Annotated in this window: 17 protein-coding genes; 2 read left to right on the top strand and 15 right to left on the bottom strand. The window is 74.7% G+C overall.

Going from position 1 to position 16,940, the window contains the following annotated elements; all coding sequences use genetic code 11:
* Nucleotides 1-37: 37 nt before the first annotated feature.
* From O2V61_RS13940 to hisC, 3 genes are read right to left on the bottom strand one after another with little or no spacing between them, the layout of a single operon-like run.
* Nucleotides 38-628 carry a 2'-5' RNA ligase family protein gene (locus O2V61_RS13940; protein WP_269183872.1) on the bottom strand — a complete coding sequence of 197 codons (591 nt, stop codon included), beginning with the start codon at nucleotides 626-628 and terminating at the stop codon, nucleotides 38-40.
* Nucleotides 625-1,650 carry a tryptophan--tRNA ligase gene (gene trpS / locus O2V61_RS13935; protein ID WP_442929176.1) on the bottom strand — a complete coding sequence of 342 codons (1,026 nt, stop codon included), beginning with the start codon at nucleotides 1,648-1,650 and terminating at the stop codon, nucleotides 625-627. The genes O2V61_RS13940 and trpS overlap by 4 nt, the downstream gene beginning before the upstream one ends.
* A gap of 27 nt (nucleotides 1,651-1,677) precedes the next feature.
* Nucleotides 1,678-2,802 carry a histidinol-phosphate transaminase gene (hisC, locus tag O2V61_RS13930; RefSeq protein WP_269183870.1) on the bottom strand — a complete coding sequence of 375 codons (1,125 nt, stop codon included), beginning with the start codon at nucleotides 2,800-2,802 and terminating at the stop codon, nucleotides 1,678-1,680.
* A gap of 59 nt (nucleotides 2,803-2,861) precedes the next feature.
* On the opposite strand from hisC, the gene galE reads away from it, so the two are divergent.
* Complete coding sequence (galE, locus tag O2V61_RS13925) at nucleotides 2,862-3,818, top strand: UDP-glucose 4-epimerase GalE (RefSeq protein ID WP_269183869.1); 957 nt, start codon at nucleotides 2,862-2,864, stop codon at nucleotides 3,816-3,818.
* Between the two features lie 12 nt (nucleotides 3,819-3,830).
* Here the strand turns inward: galE and O2V61_RS13920 are convergent, their stop codons facing one another.
* Nucleotides 3,831-5,159, bottom strand: coding sequence for a hemolysin family protein (locus O2V61_RS13920; RefSeq protein ID WP_269183868.1), 1,329 nt, complete (start codon nucleotides 5,157-5,159; stop codon nucleotides 3,831-3,833).
* A 165-nt stretch (nucleotides 5,160-5,324) separates the two neighbouring features.
* Here O2V61_RS13920 and O2V61_RS13915 point away from each other — a divergent pair, with 165 nt between their 5' ends.
* On the top strand, nucleotides 5,325-6,257 hold the full coding sequence (locus O2V61_RS13915) for a CAP domain-containing protein (RefSeq protein ID WP_269183867.1): 933 nt from the start codon (nucleotides 5,325-5,327) through the stop codon (nucleotides 6,255-6,257).
* A 72-nt stretch (nucleotides 6,258-6,329) separates the two neighbouring features.
* Here O2V61_RS13915 and O2V61_RS13910 read toward each other — a convergent pair whose 3' ends face one another.
* The 11 genes from O2V61_RS13910 to sucD form a co-directional block, all read right to left on the bottom strand.
* Entirely contained in the window at nucleotides 6,330-7,208 is an 879-nt protein-coding gene (locus O2V61_RS13910; protein ID WP_269183866.1) for an endonuclease domain-containing protein, read from the bottom strand.
* 183 nt (nucleotides 7,209-7,391) lie between these two features.
* Complete coding sequence (locus O2V61_RS13905) at nucleotides 7,392-8,606, bottom strand: NADP-dependent isocitrate dehydrogenase (RefSeq protein ID WP_269183865.1); 1,215 nt, start codon at nucleotides 8,604-8,606, stop codon at nucleotides 7,392-7,394.
* Nucleotides 8,607-8,689: 83 nt separating this feature from the next.
* Nucleotides 8,690-9,643, bottom strand: coding sequence for a malate dehydrogenase (gene mdh, locus O2V61_RS13900; RefSeq protein ID WP_269183864.1), 954 nt, complete (start codon nucleotides 9,641-9,643; stop codon nucleotides 8,690-8,692).
* Nucleotides 9,644-9,702: 59 nt separating this feature from the next.
* Nucleotides 9,703-10,029, bottom strand: coding sequence for a DUF3017 domain-containing protein (locus tag O2V61_RS13895; protein WP_269183863.1), 327 nt, complete (start codon nucleotides 10,027-10,029; stop codon nucleotides 9,703-9,705).
* Entirely contained in the window at nucleotides 10,026-10,895 is an 870-nt protein-coding gene (locus O2V61_RS13890) for a bifunctional methylenetetrahydrofolate dehydrogenase/methenyltetrahydrofolate cyclohydrolase (protein ID WP_269183862.1), read from the bottom strand. The genes O2V61_RS13895 and O2V61_RS13890 overlap by 4 nt, the downstream gene beginning before the upstream one ends.
* Nucleotides 10,896-10,932: 37 nt before the next feature.
* Nucleotides 10,933-11,553 carry a pentapeptide repeat-containing protein gene (locus O2V61_RS13885; RefSeq protein ID WP_269183861.1) on the bottom strand — a complete coding sequence of 207 codons (621 nt, stop codon included), beginning with the start codon at nucleotides 11,551-11,553 and terminating at the stop codon, nucleotides 10,933-10,935.
* Complete coding sequence (purH, locus tag O2V61_RS13880) at nucleotides 11,553-13,103, bottom strand: bifunctional phosphoribosylaminoimidazolecarboxamide formyltransferase/IMP cyclohydrolase (RefSeq protein WP_269183860.1); 1,551 nt, start codon at nucleotides 13,101-13,103, stop codon at nucleotides 11,553-11,555. Before purH ends, O2V61_RS13885 begins: the two co-directional genes overlap by 1 nt.
* Nucleotides 13,100-13,738, bottom strand: a complete 639-nt coding sequence (gene purN, locus O2V61_RS13875) for a phosphoribosylglycinamide formyltransferase (protein WP_269183859.1) — start codon at nucleotides 13,736-13,738, stop codon at nucleotides 13,100-13,102. The genes purH and purN overlap by 4 nt, the downstream gene beginning before the upstream one ends.
* 49 nt (nucleotides 13,739-13,787) lie before the next feature.
* Nucleotides 13,788-14,975, bottom strand: coding sequence for a cell division protein PerM (locus tag O2V61_RS13870; protein WP_269183858.1), 1,188 nt, complete (start codon nucleotides 14,973-14,975; stop codon nucleotides 13,788-13,790).
* A gap of 85 nt (nucleotides 14,976-15,060) precedes the next feature.
* On the bottom strand, nucleotides 15,061-15,948 hold the full coding sequence (locus O2V61_RS13865) for a hypothetical protein (RefSeq protein WP_269183857.1): 888 nt from the start codon (nucleotides 15,946-15,948) through the stop codon (nucleotides 15,061-15,063).
* Nucleotides 15,949-16,052: 104 nt separating this feature from the next.
* Nucleotides 16,053-16,931, bottom strand: a complete 879-nt coding sequence (gene sucD, locus O2V61_RS13860) for a succinate--CoA ligase subunit alpha (protein ID WP_269183856.1) — start codon at nucleotides 16,929-16,931, stop codon at nucleotides 16,053-16,055.
* Nucleotides 16,932-16,940 lie beyond the last annotated feature (9 nt).

Here is a 16,940-nt window from a genome sequence, read left to right as displayed (position 1 = left end):
GCGACCCCGCGCAGCAGCAGCCCGACGCGGACGCGGGTCAGTGCTGCGGGCCGGTGAGCGGGTACTCGCGGGAGACGGCCCACGCCCCGCTGGGCAGCTGCTCGAACTCGGTGAAGCCGTCGACCCGGAACTCCGCGTGCACCTCGGCCAGCCCGGCGTAGGCGAGGTCCAGCATGTCGGTCGGCACGTCGTGGGCCACCGTGACGTGCGGGTGGTACGGGAAGCTCAACGGCCGGGCAAGCGGCCCGCTCCGGACGTCGGTCGCGATCAGCTCGCAGTCACCGATGCCCTGCGCGACCGCCACGAAGACCACCTCCGAGATCGGGCGGAAGGTGCCCGTGCCCGACAGGTGCATGTCGAACGGGGGGTGCTGGGCGGCCACCCGGGCGAGGTGCTCGGTGATCGCCGGCCGCGAGCCGATCGGCACCTCGGTGGGCGGCAGCAGCGTCACGTGCGGGGGCACGAGGGTGGCCTGGGGGTCACCGCACTTGCCCCGCCACTCGACCAGCAGCTGCGCCCACGGCTCGGGGACCGACACCACGACGCCGAGGACGGCGGTGTCCGGTGACGTCGCGGCGCCGGGCCGGTGCACGAAGGTGTCGTCGGCCCGGAGCGGCCGGTCCCTCACGTCGGTGCCCCGACGGCGGGGAGGAAGCCGACCCGCTCGTAGACCGTGGCCAGCGTCGGGGCCGCCACCGCACGAGCCCGGGCCGCCCCGGCGGCGAGCACGCGCTCGAGCTCGGCGGGATCGGCCAGCAGCTCGGCGGTGCGCTGCTGGACCGGGGCCAGGGCGTCGGTCACGACCTCGGCGACCTCCTTCTTCAGGTCGCCGTAGCCGCGGCCGGTGAACTGCTCCTCCAGCTGCGCCACGCTCTGCCCGGACAGCGCCGAGTGGATGGCCAGCAGGTTCGTCACCCCGGGCTTCCCCACCGGGTCGGCCACGACCTCGCGGCCGGTGTCGGTGACCGCCGAGCGGATCCGCTTCGCCGTCACCTTCGGGTCGTCCAGGAGGTTGATGCAGCCGGCCGGCGGGAGGCTCTTGCTCATCTTCTTGTCCGGCGACTGGAGGTCCAGCACCTTCGCCGCCCCCGGCGGCACGTAGGCCTCGGGGAGGGTGAACGTGTCGCCGTACCGGCCGTTGAACCGGGTGGCCAGGTCGCGGGTCAGCTCCAGGTGCTGGCGCTGGTCCTCCCCCACCGGCACCCGGGCGGCCTGGTACAGCAGGATGTCGGCGGCCTGGAGCACCGGGTAGGTGAAGAGCCCCACCGACGTCGTCCCGGCCCCCTCGCGGGCGCTCTTGTCCTTGAACTGGGTCATCCGGCTGGCCTCACCGAACCCGGTCAGGCACTGGAGCACCCAGGCCAGCTGCGCGTGCTCGGGCACGTGGCTCTGCACGAAGAGCGCGCTGCGGTCCGGGTCGACCCCGAGCGCGAGCAGCTGCGCGGCGGACGCCAGCGTGCGCGAGCGCAGCAGTGCCGGGTCGGGCTGCTCCGCGGTGATCGCGTGCAGGTCGACGACGCAGTAGAAGGCCTCGTGGTCGTCCTGCAGGGCGACCCACTGCCGCAGTGCACCCAGGAAGTTGCCGAGGTGGAAGGAGTCCGCCGTCGGCTGGATGCCGGACAGCACGCGGGGAGCAGGCACGTCCTCCATCGAACCACGCGCCCCAGCAGGGCTCGCTCAGGCTCCGGCAGCACCCGCCGGTGCGCTGGTCAGGACGTCGTCCAGCGCGCCGAGGAAGACGTCGTCCTCCTCCGGGGTGCCGACGGTCACCCGGATCCCCTCACCGGCGAACGGCCGGGTGATCACCGCGCGCGCCTCGAGCGCAGCGGCGACCTCGACGGTGCGCTCCCCCAGCGGCAGCCAGACGAAGTTGGCCTGGCTGTCGGCCACCGGCAGGCCGCGCTCGCGCAGCGCGCCGGTGAGCCGGGCGCGCTCGGTGACGACGGCGGCACAGCGCTCGCGCACCTCCGGCTCGCTGGCCAGTGCCGCGACCGCCGCGGCCTGGGCGAGGGAGGAGACGCTGAACGGCACCTGGGTGCGGCGGACGGCGTCGGCCACGGCCGGGTCCTCGGCGAGCAGGTAGCCCACCCGCAGGCCGGCCAGGCCCCAGGCCTTGGAGAACGTCCGCAGCACGGCGACGTTGGGCCGACCGCGCATCAGCTCGACCCCGTCGGGGACGTCGGGGTCGGTGACGAACTCCCGGTAGGCCTCGTCCAGCACGACCAGGGTCTGCGCCGGGACGGCGTCCAGGAAGCGCTCGAGCTCGGGGCGCCGCACCGCCGTCCCGGTCGGGTTGTTCGGGTTGCAGACGAAGACCACCCGGGTCGTGTCGTCGATCGCCGCGGCCAGCGCGTCCAGGTCGTGGGTGTCCGCGGCCCCGCCGGGGGTGCCCGGGACGAGCGGCACCTGCTGGGCCCGGGCCCCGGCGACCTGGGCGAGCAGTGGGTACATCTCGAAGGAGCGCCAGGCGAAGGCGATGCTCGAGCCCGGGTCGTTGTAGGCCTGGGCCAGCTGCTGGCAGACGGTGACCGCGCCGCAGCCGGTGGCCACCTGCGCCGGCTCGACGCCGTACCGCTCGGCCAGGGCCCGGGTGAGGACGACGGCGCCGTTGTCGGGGTACCGGTTCGTCTCCCCCGCGGTCGCGGCGATCGCCTGGACGACGGCCGGCAGCGGCGGAAAGGCGACCTCGTTGCTGGCCAGCTTCACGGCACGGTCGACACCGATCTCCCGGGCCAGGTCGGCGGGGTTGCGGCCGGGTCGGTAGACCGGCATGGCGGCCACGGCAGGGCGGGCGCTGACCACGGGATCCTCCTCCTCGGTCGCGCCGGAGGTCCTCCGGGCGACTCACTAGGGTTGGCGGCATGCGCGTACTCGTCACCGGTGGGGCCGGCTACATCGGCAGCGTAGTCACGGCGGCCCTGCTGGAGGCCGGCCACGAGGTCACGGTGCTCGACGACCTGTCGACCGGTCACGAGGACGCCGTCCCCGCCGGCGCCCGGTTCGTCCGGTCCTCGCTGCACGACTCCGCGCCCGTGCTGGCCGACGTGCGCCCCGAGGCGGTGCTGCACTTCGCGGCCAAGAGCCTGGTCGCGCAGAGCCAGGTCGAGCCCGAGGTCTACTGGCACTCCAACGTCGGCGGCTCGCTGGCGCTCCTGGAGGCGATGCGCGCGGTCGACTGCCGGCGGATCGTCTTCTCCTCGACCGCGGCCACCTACGGCGAGCCCGACCAGGTGCCGATCCGCGAGGACGCCCCGACCCGGCCCACCAACACCTACGGCGCCAGCAAGCTCGCCGTCGACACCATGCTGACGTCCTACGCGGTGGCCCACTCCTTCGCCGCGGTCAGCCTGCGGTACTTCAACGTCGGCGGTGCGGCCTACGGCGTCGGCGAGCGGCACGCCACCGAGACGCACCTGATCCCGATCGCGCTGCAGGTGGCCTCCGGCACCCGCGAGGCGCTCACCGTGTACGGCTCGGACTACCCGACCCCCGACGGCACCTGCATCCGCGACTACGTGCACGTCAAGGACCTCGCGGCGGCCCACCTGCTGGCGCTGCCGGCCCCGGCGCCGGGCGAGCACCGCATCTACAACCTGGGCAGCGGCACCGGCTTCTCCGTGCAGCAGATGGTCGACGCGGTCCGGGAGGTCACCGGGCACGAGCTGCCGGTCGTCGTCGGCGACCGCCGGCCCGGTGACCCGGCCCGGCTGGTGGCCAGCTCCGCCCGGATCCAGGACGAGCTCGGTTGGGCACCGCAGCACACCGACCTCGGCGAGATCGTCGCCGACGCCTGGGCGTTCACGAACAGCCGGGCCTGAGGACGCCGGCCGTCAGCCTGCGGTGGACTCCGCGGCGGTGTCGGCGTCGTCGTCCTGCTGCGGGGCGGCGCTGACGCTGATCCGGGCGATCCGCCGTCCGTCGAGCTCGAGCACCGTCAGGGTGCGCTCCTCGACCGTCACGCTGTCCCCGACCACCGGCAGGCGCCCCAGCTCGGCGAGCACGTAGCCGGCGACCGTCTCGTAGGGGCCCTCGGGCAGCTGCAGCCCCGTCGCCCCCGCGAAGTCGTCGAGGTTGAGCAACCCGTCGACCTCGTGCGGCCCCTCGGCCGGCTCCTCGGACTCGGGCGCGACGTCCTCGTCGTACTCGTCGTAGATGTCGCCGATGACCTCCTCGATGAGGTCCTCCAGGGTGACGATGCCGTCGGTGCCGCCGTACTCGTCGACCACGATCGCGAAGTGCCGGTTCTCCTTGCGCATCCCCGACAGGGCGGTGAGCACGCCGGCGGTGCCCGGCAGCTGCTTGATCTCGCGGGTGAGGTCGCCCACGGTCGCCGCCCGCCCCGCCGGGTGGCTGGGCAGGAACAGGTCGCGCACGTGCACGAACCCGACGACGTCGTCCTCGTTCCGGCCCACCACCGGGTAGCGGGACCAGTTGGAGTCCGCGACCTGCTTGGCCGCGCGGCTGGCGGTCATGCTGGCGTCCAGGAAGTGGACCTCGGTGCGGGGGGTCATCACCTCGCGCACCTCACGGTCCCCGGCCCGGAACACCTCGTCGATCAGCCGGCGCTCGTCGCTGGACAGCGACTCGTGCGCGGCGACCAGGTCGCGCAGCTCCTCCTGGCTGATCGACTCCCCGCTCGCCCGCGGGTCACCGCCCAGCAGACGGACCAGCACGTTCGTGGACTTCGACAGCAGCCAGATGATCGGCCGGAACAGCTTGGCGATGGCGTTGAGCGGGGCGGCGACCACCAGGGAGAAGCCCTCGGCCCGCTGCAGGGCCAGCCGCTTGGGGGTCAGCTCGCCGACGACCAGGGACAGGTAGCTGATCGCGATGGTGACGGCGACGAAGGACAGCGGGTCGGCCACACCGGGCTGCACCCCCCAACCGATCAGGACGTCGCCGAGCGGCCCGGACAGGGTGCTGGCGCCGAACGCGGCGGAGAAGAAGCCGGCCAGCGTGACGCCGACCTGGACGGAGGCGAGGAACTGGTTGGGGTCGGCGAGCAGCTTGTTCAGCGCCTGCCCGCGCCGGCCGGTCTCGGCGAGCGCCCGGACCTGGGACTCGCGGAGGGAGACCAGTGCGATCTCGGCGCCGGAGAACGCCCCGCCGACCAGCACGAAGGCGAAGACCATGACGATGTTGAGCCAGACGTCGCTCACGAGCGGCGTGCTCCTCCAGATGTGGGGTGTGCCGGGAACGCCCGGAGAAGCCCACGGTAGTGGCTGGACCGAGGGGCGGGCCGCGCCTCCCTGCCGGGCCCACCCCTGCGGAGGCCCGCCCGTGACCGGTACGGTCACCGTCCGCATGCGGCTACCCTCGCCTGAGTGACGAGCTGGACTCACCGTGAGGACGTCGACGTGCCGCACCGCCGCACCCCGCCGTCCTCGGCCGGACGCCACCGGTCGCTGTGGGCGCTCGTGCTGGTCGCCGTCGTCGTCGCCGCGGTCGCCCTGACCACCGTGCTGGGCGGCCGCCTGCTGCCCGGCCTGGACGACGCCTCGCAGGCCACGGACGTCGAGCAGCGCGCCACGGACGTCGAGCAGCGGGCGGACGCCGCACCGCCCGCTGCCCCGAGCGAGCCTGCGGCGTCCAGCGACCCTGCGGCGTCCAGCACTGCGCCCGCCCCGGCGACCGGCAGCACAGGTGAGCCGTCGGCGTCGACCACCACCGCGGTACCGGCGCCGCCGCCCCCACCGGCCCCGGTTCCTGCTCCTGCCCCGGGCTCGGCCCCCGCTCCGCCGCCTCCACCGCCGGCCGCCGCACCCGCGCCCCGGGCACCTGCGCCGGCCGCTGGCGCAGCACCGGCGCCCGCCCGGGCGCCCGCACCTCCGCCGGCCGCGGCGGCCGCACCCCGCCCCGCAGCGGCAGCCGCACCGGCGGCTCCCGGGCCCGAGGGGCAGGTGCTGGCCCTGGTGAACGTCGAACGGGCCGCCGCAGGCTGCGCCCCGGTCAGTGCGGACGCCGGCCTGGCGACGGTCGCCCGGGCGCACAGCGCCGACATGCGGGACCGCGGCTACTTCTCCCACGTGAGCCCCGACGGGCTGGACCCCTTCGCCCGCGCTCGCGCGGCGGGACTGGGCCACGCGCGGGCGGAGAACATCGCCGCCGGCCAGCCCGACGCGACCGCGGTGATGGCGGCCTGGATGACCAGCCCCGGGCACCGGGCGAACATCCTCGACTGCGACCTGCGCACGCTGGGGGTCGGGGTCGCCACCGGTTCCGGCGGCCCGTGGTGGACCCAGCTCTTCGGCGCCTGAGCGTCCGCCACTCGTCGAGAACGGGCTGGTGGCTGCCTCCACCACGGTGAGGCAGCCCTCAGCCCGAGGTGATCACCGCAGGGCCGCGCGCAGCCGGGCGATCAGCAGCTCCGGGGCGTGCAGGTCGGCCGCGGTGATGACCAGGACGCGCCAGCCGGCGGCCGCCAGGGCGCTGAGCCGCTGCCGGTCCCGCACGAACGGACCGGGTCCGTCGTGCCAGACCCCGTCGTACTCCAGCGCCACCCGGCGCTCGGGCCAGCCGAAGTCGACGCGGGCCAGGAAGCGCCCACCGCTGCGCACCTCGTGCTGCGCCACCGGCGCGGGCAGCCCGTGCGCCGCCAGCAGCAGCCGCACCCGGGTCTCCTGGGGCGACTCCGCCCGCCCGTCCGCGGCCGCCGCAGCCCGGCGGGCCCGTGCCGACCCGCGACAGGTGGGCAGGGCGCTCACCGCCGCCCGGACCTGAGTGAGGTCCACGACCCGTGCGTGCACGAGCTGGTCGAGCAGGACGACCGCCTCCTCCGGCGGCGCGAACCGGGCCAGGTCGACCGCCGTCCGCAGGCCGGTCGTCCAACGGAGGAAGGGCCCCCGGGTCAGCACGGCGCCGTCGAGGTCGGCTGCCCGGACGACGATCCCCGGCTCCGGGTCCCAGCGGGTGCCCGCCGGGACCACCACCTCGACCGGGTCCCCCGCGCCCGCCACGTCGGCCACCCCCAGCAGGTCCGCGGCGCTCCGCCCACCCAGCGCGGCCCCCCGGGGCATCCGCAGCGCCGCGCCGCGGGCGTGCAGCCGATGGGTGTCCGGCAACGCCGCGTCGGCGTGGACGTCCTGCCGCAGCCGGCGCCAGGCCGAGCTCCGCAGCTGCGCCCGGGTCAGCACCCCTGTCTCGATCGCCCAGGTGCCACGGAAGACCCGCCCGCGGAGCACGGCGGGGCGGTACGGCGGGATCGGCACCGGGGCAGCCTGCCGCGACCCGCCTGCCCGCCGCGGACGTCGTCCACAGGGCGGTGATCACCTCGGGCCGGCGGCTGCCTCGACCCGATCGAGGCAGCCACCACCCCGATCTCGACCCCGCCCCCGGACGCAGAACGGCCCCCGCGACCAGAGATCGCGGGGGCCGTTCTCAGAGCGCTGTCGTCAGGCCATTGCCTTCTGCAGGTTGGTGTCGATCGCCGCCAGGAAGTCCTGGGTGGTCAGCCACGGGCTGTCCTTGGAGATCAGCAGCGCGAGGTCCTTGGTCATCTGACCGCCCTCGACCGTCTCGATGCAGACCCGCTCGAGGGTCTCGGCGAACCGGGTCACCTCGGGGGTGCCGTCGAGCACGCCGCGGTGGGCCAGGCCCCGGGTCCAGGCGAAGATCGACGCGATCGGGTTCGTCGAGGTCTCCTTGCCCTGCTGGTGCTGGCGGTAGTGCCGGGTGACCGTGCCGTGGGCGGCCTCGGCCTCGACGGTCTTGCCGTCCGGGGTGGCCAGCACCGACGTCATCAGGCCGAGCGAGCCGAAGCCCTGGGCCACGGTGTCGGACTGCACGTCACCGTCGTAGTTCTTGCACGCCCAGACGTAGCCGCCCTCCCACTTGAGGGAGGCGGCGACCATGTCGTCGATCAGCCGGTGCTCGTAGGTGATCCCGGCCGCGTCGAACTGCTCCTTGAACTCGGCCTGGAAGACCTCCTCGAAGATGTCCTTGAACCGGCCGTCGTAGGCCTTCAGGATCGTGTTCTTCGTGGACAGGTAGACCGGGTAGCCACGGTTCAGCCCGTAGTTCAGCGAGGCGCGGGCGAAGTCGCGGATCGAGTCGTCGAGGTTGTACATCGACAGCGAGACGCCGGCGCCGGGGGCCTGGAAGACCTCGCGCTCGATCGGCTCGCCGCCGTCCTCGGGGGTGAAGACGACCTTCAGGGTGCCCGCGGAGGGGAACGTGAAGTCGGTGGCGCGGTACTGGTCGCCGAAGGCGTGGCGGCCGATGATGATCGGCTTCGTCCAGCCCGGCACCAGGCGCGGCACGTTCTGCATGATGATCGGCTCGCGGAAGATCACGCCGCCGAGGATGTTGCGGATCGTCCCGTTCGGGGAGCGCCACATCTTCTTCAGGCCGAACTCCTCGACGCGCGCCTCGTCCGGGGTGATGGTGGCGCACTTGACGCCGACCCCGTGCTGCTTGATGGCGTTGGCCGCGTCGACGGTGACCTGGTCGTCGGTCGCGTCGCGGTTCTCCATGCCGAGGTCGTAGTACTCGAGGTCGACGTCCAGGTACGGGAGGATCAGCTGGTCCTTGATGAACTGCCAGATGATCCGGGTCATCTCGTCGCCGTCGAGCTCGACGACCTTGCCCTCGACCTTGATCTTGCTCACGTGGTTCTCCTTTGTGCAGTCATGGCCCCGCTGCAGGGCCCCGCCGCGAGCGTGCGAGCGGTGGGGGGCAGCGGGGTCCCTTCTCAGAGGTCGGCTACATCGGCCTGCTTGGCGCGTACCGCCTCGGCGGCCTCGCGCAGGCCCGCCAGCTCACTGTCGGAGAGGTCGCCCTCGACGACCTTCCGGACACCTTCTCGGCCGATCTCGGCCTCGACCCCCAGGTAGACCCCGGCGATCCCGTACTCCCCGTCGACCCAGGCGCACACCGGCATCACGGCGCCGCTGTCGCAGATCACGGCGCGGGCCATCCGGGCGGCCGCGGCGGACGGCGCGTAGTAGGCGGACCCGGTCTTCAGCAGCGCCACGACCTCGGCCCCGCCGTTGCGGGTGCGGTCGACCAGGTGCGCGATGCGGTCGGCGGGCAGCACGTCGGCCAGCGACGTGCCGTCGACGGTGCAGCGGGACGGCACCGGGACCATCGTGTCGCCGTGCGAGCCCAGGGTCAGCGTGCGCACGGAGGCGACCGGGACGCCGAGCTCCTCGGCGACGTTGTTGCTGAAGCGTGCGGTGTCCAGCATCCCGGCCTGGCCCATGACCCGGGCCTTCGGGAAGCCGGTGGCCAGCTGCGCCAGGGCGGTCATCTCGTCCAGCGGGTTGGACACGACGATGACGACGGCGTCCGGGGAGGTCTGCGCGACGTTCTCGGCGACCTGGCGGACGATGCCGGCGTTGGTCTCGATCAGGTCCATCCGGCTCATGCCGGGCTTGCGGGGCAGGCCCGCGGTGATCACCACGACGTCGGAGCCCTCGGTGCCCGCGTACGAGCCACCGCCGACCCCCACCACCCGGGTCTCGAACCCCTCGATCGGGCGCGACTGGTTGATGTCCAGCGCCAGCCCCTCGGGCTTCCCCTCCACGATGTCGGTGAGCACGACCGTCTCGAACAGGTCGTACTCCGCCAGTCGCAATGCGGTGGTCGAGCCGTAGAAACCGGCACCGACCACGGTCACCTTGCCGTTCCGGGCCCGATCTGCCATGCCCGCCAACCTAGCCCCGAGCGGCGGCGTCCGGCCATGCGGGGGCCGCACCGGACCGGTCAGGTGGGCGGGATGCTCAGGGCCAGGACCACCAGGGCGACGCCGGCGGAGCCCGTCAGGGCGACGTCGATGCGCTGGCTGCGGACGGCGAGGAAGCCGGTACGGCGCAGCGGGAGCAGCAGGCGCAGCGCGGCCGCGGCGATCAGCGCGACCCCCATCACGACCAGCCCCGGACGCCACCGGTCGGCTGCGACGAGCAGCAGCCCGGCCCCGGCGACGACGATGACGGCCAGCAGCGGCCACTGCCGGAGGAACCCGGCCAGCAGCGGTCGGCGCAGGTAGAGCGGCGGCCGGGTGGGTGGGGTCCCGCCGGCGGGCCGGGTCATGCCGTCAGCACCTCGACCCCGGCCGCCTGCTCCGCGGCCAGGACGACGTTGGCCAGCAGCATCGCCCGGGTCATCGGGCCGACGCCGCCGGGGTTGGGGGCCACGAAACCGGCCACCTCGCGCACGTCGGCGGCGACGTCGCCGGCGATCCTGCCGTCGACCCGGCTGACCCCCACGTCGAGCACGGCCGCGCCGGGCTTGACCATGTCGGCGGTGATCAGCCCCGGGACGCCGGCCGCCGCGACGACGACGTCGGCCGCGCGGGTGTGCGCGGCCAGGTCCCGGGTGCCGGTGTGGCAGAGGGTCACGGTCGCGTTCTCGGTGCGCCGGGTGAGCAGCAGGCCCAGCGGCCGGCCGACGGTGATGCCACGGCCGACCACGACGACCTCCGCGCCGGCCAGCGGCACGTCGAAACGGCGGAGCAGCTCGACGATCCCGACCGGCGTGCAGGGCAGCGCCCCGGGGACGCCGAGCACCAGCCGGCCGAGGTTGACCGGGTGCAGGCCGTCGGCGTCCTTGGCCGGGTCGATCCGCTCCAGCACGACGCTCTCGTCGATGCCGCGCGGCAGCGGGAGCTGCACGATGTAGCCGGTGCAGGCCGGGTCGGCGTTGAGCTCGTCGACGACGGCGAGCACCTCGGCGAGGTCGGCGGTGGCCGGCAGCTCCCGCTGGATGCTGGCGATGCCGACCTGCGCGCAGTCGGAGTGCTTGGCCCCGACGTACCAGCGGCTGCCCGGGTCGTCGCCGACCAGCAGGGTGCCCAGGCCCGGTCGCCGTCCGGCCGCGGCCAGGGCCGCCACCCGCCCGGTCAGCTCCGCCCGGATCGTCGCCGCGGTCGCCTTGCCGTCCAGAGTCGTCGCCACCACGGGGTGCAGTCTGCCCGACGCACGACGCCGGAGTCGCTCAGCCGGCCACCAGGGCGCCGTGGGCGCTGGTGAACAGCACGGCCTGGGCCAGGTCCAGCCGCACCCCGGTGGGGTCGAAGCCCCGCCAGTTGACGCCGTCGGTCTGGGCGCCGCGCAGGTCCGCCCCGCGCAGCTGGGTCGACTGCAGCCGGGCACGCCGCAGATCGGCCCGGGTCAGGTCGGCGTCGGTCAGCACGGTGTCGGTGAGGTCGGCCTCGGTCAGCTTCTGGCCGGAGAGGTCGACACCGGAGAGGTCGACGCCGCGCAGCGACACGTACGACCAGTCGGACTCCTCCGAGGTCAACGGCCGCAGCGTGGCACCCGGGAACTGCGAGCCGGTGAGCTTGCAGCCGGTCCAGGTGACGTTGGAGAGCTTCGCCCGGTCGAACCGGCAGGAGAGGAACGCCGTCCCCTCGTGCCGGGAGCCCGACAGCGCGGCGCCGGTGAGGACGCACCGCTCGAACACGCAGCGGTTGGTGACCAGCTCCGCCATCGAGGCGTCGTCGAAGCGGCAGTCGACGAACGTCACCCGCTCCAGCCGGGCCCAGTCCCAGTCGACGCCCGCGAGGTCCTCGTCCTCCCAGACCGTGTCCGGCTCCGGCGGTCGCGGGTCCCGCATCAGTGCGCGAAGTGGCGGGTGCCGGTGAGGTACAGCGTCACCCCGGCGGCCTGCGCGGCGGCGACGACCTCCTCGTCCCGCACCGACCCGCCCGGCTGCACCACGGCCCGCACCCCGGCGTCGAGCAGCACCTGCAGCCCGTCGGCGAAGGGGAAGAACGCGTCGGAGGCGGCCACCGAACCGGTCGCCCGCTCCCCCGCCCGGGCCACCGCGAGCCGCGCGGAGTCGACCCGGTTGACCTGCCCCATGCCGACCCCGACGGTGGCCTTGTCGGCCGCCAGCAGGATGGCGTTGCTCTTCACCGAGCGGACCGACCGCCAGGCGAACACCAGGTCGTCCAGCCCGGCGGCGTCCAGCGGCGCACCGGCCGCAAGCGTCCAGCTGGTCGGGTCGTCGCCGGGTGCGTCGATCCGGTCGGCGGTCTGCAGCAGCAGCCCGCCGCTGATCGCGCGCAGCTCCACCGACAGCCGAGGCACCTCCGGCATGCGCAGCAGCCGGATGTTCTTCTTCGCGGTCAGCACGCCGAGGGCGTCCTGGGTGAACGAGGGGGCCACGACGACCTCGGTGAAGACCTCCGAGACCTGCTCGGCCAGGGTCAGGTCGACCTCGCGGTTGGCCGCGATCACGCCACCGAACGCCGAGACCGGGTCGCAGGCGTGCGCCTTGCGGTGGGCGGCGGCGATGTCGGTGCCCACGGCGATCCCGCAGGGGTTGGCGTGCTTGATGATCGCCACGCAGGGGTCGGCGTGGTCGTGCGCGGCCCGCCACGCGGCGTCGGTGTCGACGTAGTTGTTGTAGGACATCTGCTTGCCGTGCAGCTGCTCGGCGTCCGCGAGACCCGACTGCCCGCTGCGGTACAGCGCCGCGCCCTGGTGCGGGTTCTCCCCGTAGCGCAGGACCTCGGTGCGCTCCCAGCTCCCGCCGACCCACTCGGGGAAGCCGCTCGCGTCGTCCGGGGCCAGCACGTTGCCCATCCAGGAGGCGACGGCGACGTCGTACGCGGCGGTGTGCCGGAACGCCTCGGCCGCCAGCTCCCGGCGCTGGGCCAGGGTGAACCCGCCGGCCGTGACCGCCTCGACGACCTCGTCGTAGCGGGCCGGGTCGACGACGACGGCGACCGAGGGGTGGTTCTTCGCCGCGGCGCGCACCATCGCCGGGCCGCCGATGTCGATCTGCTCGATGCACTCGTCGGGCGAGGCGCCGGAGGCCACCGTGTCGCTGAACGGGTAGAGGTTCACCACCACCAGGTCGAAGGCGGCGATGCCCAGCTCGTCGAGCTGGGCGACGTGCTCGGGCCGGCGCCGGTCGGCGAGGATGCCGGCGTGCACCGCCGGGTGCAGCGTCTTGACCCGGCCGTCCAGGCACTCGGGGAAGCCGGTGACCTGCTCGACGGGGGTGACCGGCAGGCCGGCGGCGGCGATCCGGGCGGCGGTGGCGCCGGTGCTGACCAGCTCCACCCCGGCGTCGACCAGCCCGCGGGCCAGCTCCTCGACGCCGTTCTTGTCGTAGACGCCGAGCAGGGCGCGGCGGACGGGGGTGCGGTCGCTCATCGGGTGCTCTCCTGGGTCGGTGGGTCGGTCGGGGACAGCCCGGCGGCCTGGACCACGAGGCCGGCCAGGGTCTGCACCAGGAGCTCCCGCTCCACGGTCTTGATCCGTTCGTGCAGGCGTTCCTCGTCGTCCCCCGGCAGCACCGGGACCGGGCGCTGGGCCAGGACCGGGCCGGTGTCGACGCCGGCGTCGACGAGGTGGACGGTCGCGCCGGTGGTGGGGACGCCGGCGGCGAGGGCGTCCCGGACGGCGTGGGCGCCGGGGAAGGCCGGCAGCAGCGCCGGGTGGCTGTTGAGCACCCGCCCCCCGAACGCGTCCAGGACGGCCGGGCCCAGCAGCCGCATGAAGCCGGCGCAGACGACCCAGTCGGGCCGGTGCCGGGCCAGTTCGGCGGCCAGTGCGGCGTCCCAGCCGGCCCGGTCGGGGGCGTCCCGCAGGGCGGTGACGAAGGTGGGGACGCCGGCGTCGCGGGCGTGCGCCAGGCCCGGGGCGTCCGCACGGTCGGAGCCGACGGCGACCACCTCGGCCGGGTAGCCCGGCGAGGCCGCGGCGGACAGCAGTGCCGCGCACAGCGTGCCGGCCCCGGACAGGAGCACGACGACGCGGGACCGCGGGGCGGCTGCGTCGGCGGACACGTTCGCAGACCCTAGCCGTCGCCTCCGGCCGAGCCGACCGCGGCCGGGGTCAGCCCCGCGCGCGCCAGCGGCTGACGGCTGCCGCCACGGCGGCCGCGAGGGCCGCCTGCGCGGCGATCGTCAGTCCCGTGGCCAGCGCCGGCGCACCCACCTCGGCCAGCGCCGCGTCCCCGAGCCGGCCAGCGGCGACCAGCACCCACAGCCCGGCGCAGGCGCCGACGCCCAGCCCGGCGACCACGCCCCACAGCGCCGCGATCACCGTGCCGCCGTCGTCGTCCCCGAGCCGGCGACCGAGCACCGCACCCGCGACGAGGCCGGCCACCGCCGGCAGGACCTGGGAGAGGAAGGCCAGCAGCGGCACCGCCTGGGTGTCCGGCAGCGCGGCCAGCAGCGGCAGCGCGGGCACGGTGCCCAGCGTCACCCCGCTGGTGGACACGAAGGTCCCGGCCCCCACCAGGAAGCCGGGGCCGGCGGCGAGGCCCATCACCGCACCCACGGCGTTGGGCAGCACGAGCAGGCTCAGCCCGACCTGCCCGGCGGCGCCGGCACCGGCGCCGCCGAGGCCGGTGATGATCCGGCCGAGCCCGGCGACGTCGTCGACGAGGGCCACGGCGATCACCGCGGTGCAGCAGGCGGCCAGCGCCAGGGTCCCGGCGGCCACCGCGCGCAGCACCACCCCCCCGGGACCGGGGAGCCGGTCGACCAGCTCCGCACCCAGGCCCGAGTCGCGCAGCACCCCCAGCCCGCCGGCGACGAGCGCGACGACGCCGGCGCCGAGCACCGCGCGCGGCAGGGCGACCGAGGCGCCCGGGGCGTCCAGGACCAGGGCCAGGCCGGTGGCGAGGACGACGTGGACGGCGACGACGACCGCCAGCACCGCGGCCGCCCCACCGCCGGTGCGCACTCGCCGGACGGTCACCACCGAGCCTGCTGCCCGGCTGATCCCCCAGGCGATCGCCACCGTCAGGGCCAGCGGCGCGAGCCGCAGCGGGCCCGAGGGGAGCCGGAGCTCCGCTCCCTGCGCGAGCAGCCACAGCTGGCCGGCCACCCGAGCCGAGGACGTCAGGGGCAGCCCGCCGTCGGGGTCCAGGGTCTGGACGACGACGACGGCGAGGGTCAGCCCCGAGAGCCCCAGCGCCGACACGGCCAGCGCGGCGGCCACGGCCAGGAAGCCGGTGAGCCGACCGCGACGCTCCCCCGACCCGACGGAGGGCAGACGCGCCAGCAGGGAGGTCACCCCCCCACTGTCGCAAGGCGGAGGAGACCCGACGTGGCGCACGCGCCGGGACGACTCAAGTCACGGCCCCGCCCGTGGCGGGGGGTCAGCGGTCGGCAGCGGGGCGTGGTCGGTCCGGGTCTGCCGGGTCCGGATGCGCGGCCTCCGGGTCGGCGGACCGCCGTTCGGTGGGCGGGGCGACGGTCGCTCCGCCGGCCGACGGCGGCGGCGGGGTCGGCCGCTGCCACTGGGCCTCCGGCTGCCCGTACTCCGGGCGCCCGTACTGCGGCGGCTCGTGCTGCGGCTGTGTGTACTGCGGCTGCCCGAAGGCCACCGGCTGCCCGTAGTGCAGGCGCCCGTACTGCGGCTGCTCGGGAGCCGACGGCCCGTACCCGGGCGCCGGCTGGTGCTGCGGCGACCAGCCTCCACCGGCGCCCTCCCCGCGGTCGACCGGCCCACCGCGGAGGAGGGACGCGGCGCGGAGCTCGGGCAGCAGGGACACCGCGGCCAGGACGGTCACGGCGGCGGCGAGGAGGACGCCCAGCAGGGCGGGGAGCTGGAAGCCGTAGTCCGCGCTCCGCAGCCAGGCGATGAGCGTGCAGAGCAGCGCCAGCGCGGCCAGGACGACGGTCGGCGCAGCGCGCAGGGAGCGGACCCGGTCCGGCCGGACCGCGGGGAGGACGGCCCACGCTCCTGCGGCCAGCAACAGCAGTGCGCTGAGCCCGACGAGCCCGGAGTACTCGTACCCGCTGGCGGTGATCCGCCCGACGAAGTCGAAGCTGACCGAGGCCCACGGGAGGAAGCCGACGAGCACGTACAGGAGGGCTCCCCCGGCCACCAGCACGTCGGCCGTGCTCAGCCGGCTCCGGTCGAAGCCGGAGCCCGCGGCCCGCGCACCCGGGGGTGGACCGCCCGGCTGCTCGGACCCCGCAGGAGGCTGGGCCGGACCACTCGGCGTCATCGTGCTCTCCTCGGCGTGCGTGCGGACGGGCACCAGGGAGTCTCCGCCGTCTCGCGTGCGGCGGGCACCCCGGGACGCCACTGCCCGGCGCCTCCGGAGAGGGGCCGGGCAGTGGCGGTGGAACGCGGTCGGTGGCGTCAGCCGCCGACGATCTCCCGCATGAGGCGGGCGGCCTCCGACGGGGTCTTGCCGACCTTGACGCCGGCGGCCTCGAGGGCCTCCTGCTTGGCGGCGGCGGTCCCGGCCGAGCCGGAGACGATGGCGCCGGCGTGGCCCATCGTCTTGCCCTCGGGAGCGGTGAAGCCGGCCACGTAGCCGACGACCGGCTTGGTCACGTTGGCCTTGATGAAGTCCGCCGCGCGCTCCTCGGCGTCGCCGCCGATCTCGCCGATCATCACGATCGCCTCGGTCTCCGGGTCGTCCTGGAACGCCTGGAGGCAGTCGATGTGCGTCGTCCCGATGACCGGGTCGCCGCCGATGCCGACGGCGGTGGAGAAGCCGATGTCCCGGAGCTCGTACATCATCTGGTAGGTCAGCGTGCCGGACTTGCTGACCAGCCCGATCTTGCCGGCCTGGGTGATGTTCGCCGGGATGATGCCGGCGTTGGACCGCCCGGGGCTGATCAGCCCGGGGCAGTTCGGGCCGATGATCCGGGTCGAGCCGCCCTGGGCGTGCGCCCAGAAGTAGGTCGAGTCGTGCACCGGGATGCCCTCGGTGATGACCACGGCCATCCCGATCTGGGCGTCGATGGCCTCGATGACGGCGCCCTTGGCGAACTTCGGCGGCACGAAGACGACGGTGACGTCGGCCCCGGTCTCCTTCATCGCCTCGGCGACGGTGCCGAAGACGGGGACGGACGTGCCGTCGAAGTCCACGGTCTGACCGGCCTTGCTCGGGTTCACGCCACCGACGACGGCGGTGCCGGAGGCGAGCATCCGCGCGGTGTGCTTGCGGCCCTCGGATCCGGTGATGCCCTGGACGATGACCTTGCTGTTCTCGGTGAGGAAGATCGACATCTCTGCTGT

The organism is Modestobacter sp. VKM Ac-2985 (assembly GCF_026967925.1).
GTDB lineage: Bacteria > Actinomycetota > Actinomycetes > Mycobacteriales > Geodermatophilaceae > Modestobacter.
This window is presented reverse-complemented; position numbering and strand designations above follow the sequence as displayed.

Excerpts from the sequence above, each read along its gene's own strand:
- purH (WP_269183860.1), bottom strand. The coding sequence starts at position 13,103 with ATGAGCGACCGCACCCCCGTCCGCCGCGCCCTGCTCGGCGTCTACGAC.
- mdh (WP_269183864.1), bottom strand. The coding sequence starts at position 9,643 with ATGGCAGATCGGGCCCGGAACGGCAAGGTGACCGTGGTCGGTGCCGGT.
- trpS (WP_442929176.1), bottom strand. The coding sequence starts at position 1,650 with ATGGAGGACGTGCCTGCTCCCCGCGTGCTGTCCGGCATCCAGCCGACG.
- galE (WP_269183869.1), top strand. The coding sequence starts at position 2,862 with ATGCGCGTACTCGTCACCGGTGGGGCCGGCTACATCGGCAGCGTAGTC.
- sucD (WP_269183856.1), bottom strand. The coding sequence starts at position 16,931 with ATGTCGATCTTCCTCACCGAGAACAGCAAGGTCATCGTCCAGGGCATC.
- O2V61_RS13885 (WP_269183861.1), bottom strand. The coding sequence starts at position 11,553 with ATGCGGGACCCGCGACCGCCGGAGCCGGACACGGTCTGGGAGGACGAG.
- O2V61_RS13895 (WP_269183863.1), bottom strand. The coding sequence starts at position 10,029 with ATGACCCGGCCCGCCGGCGGGACCCCACCCACCCGGCCGCCGCTCTAC.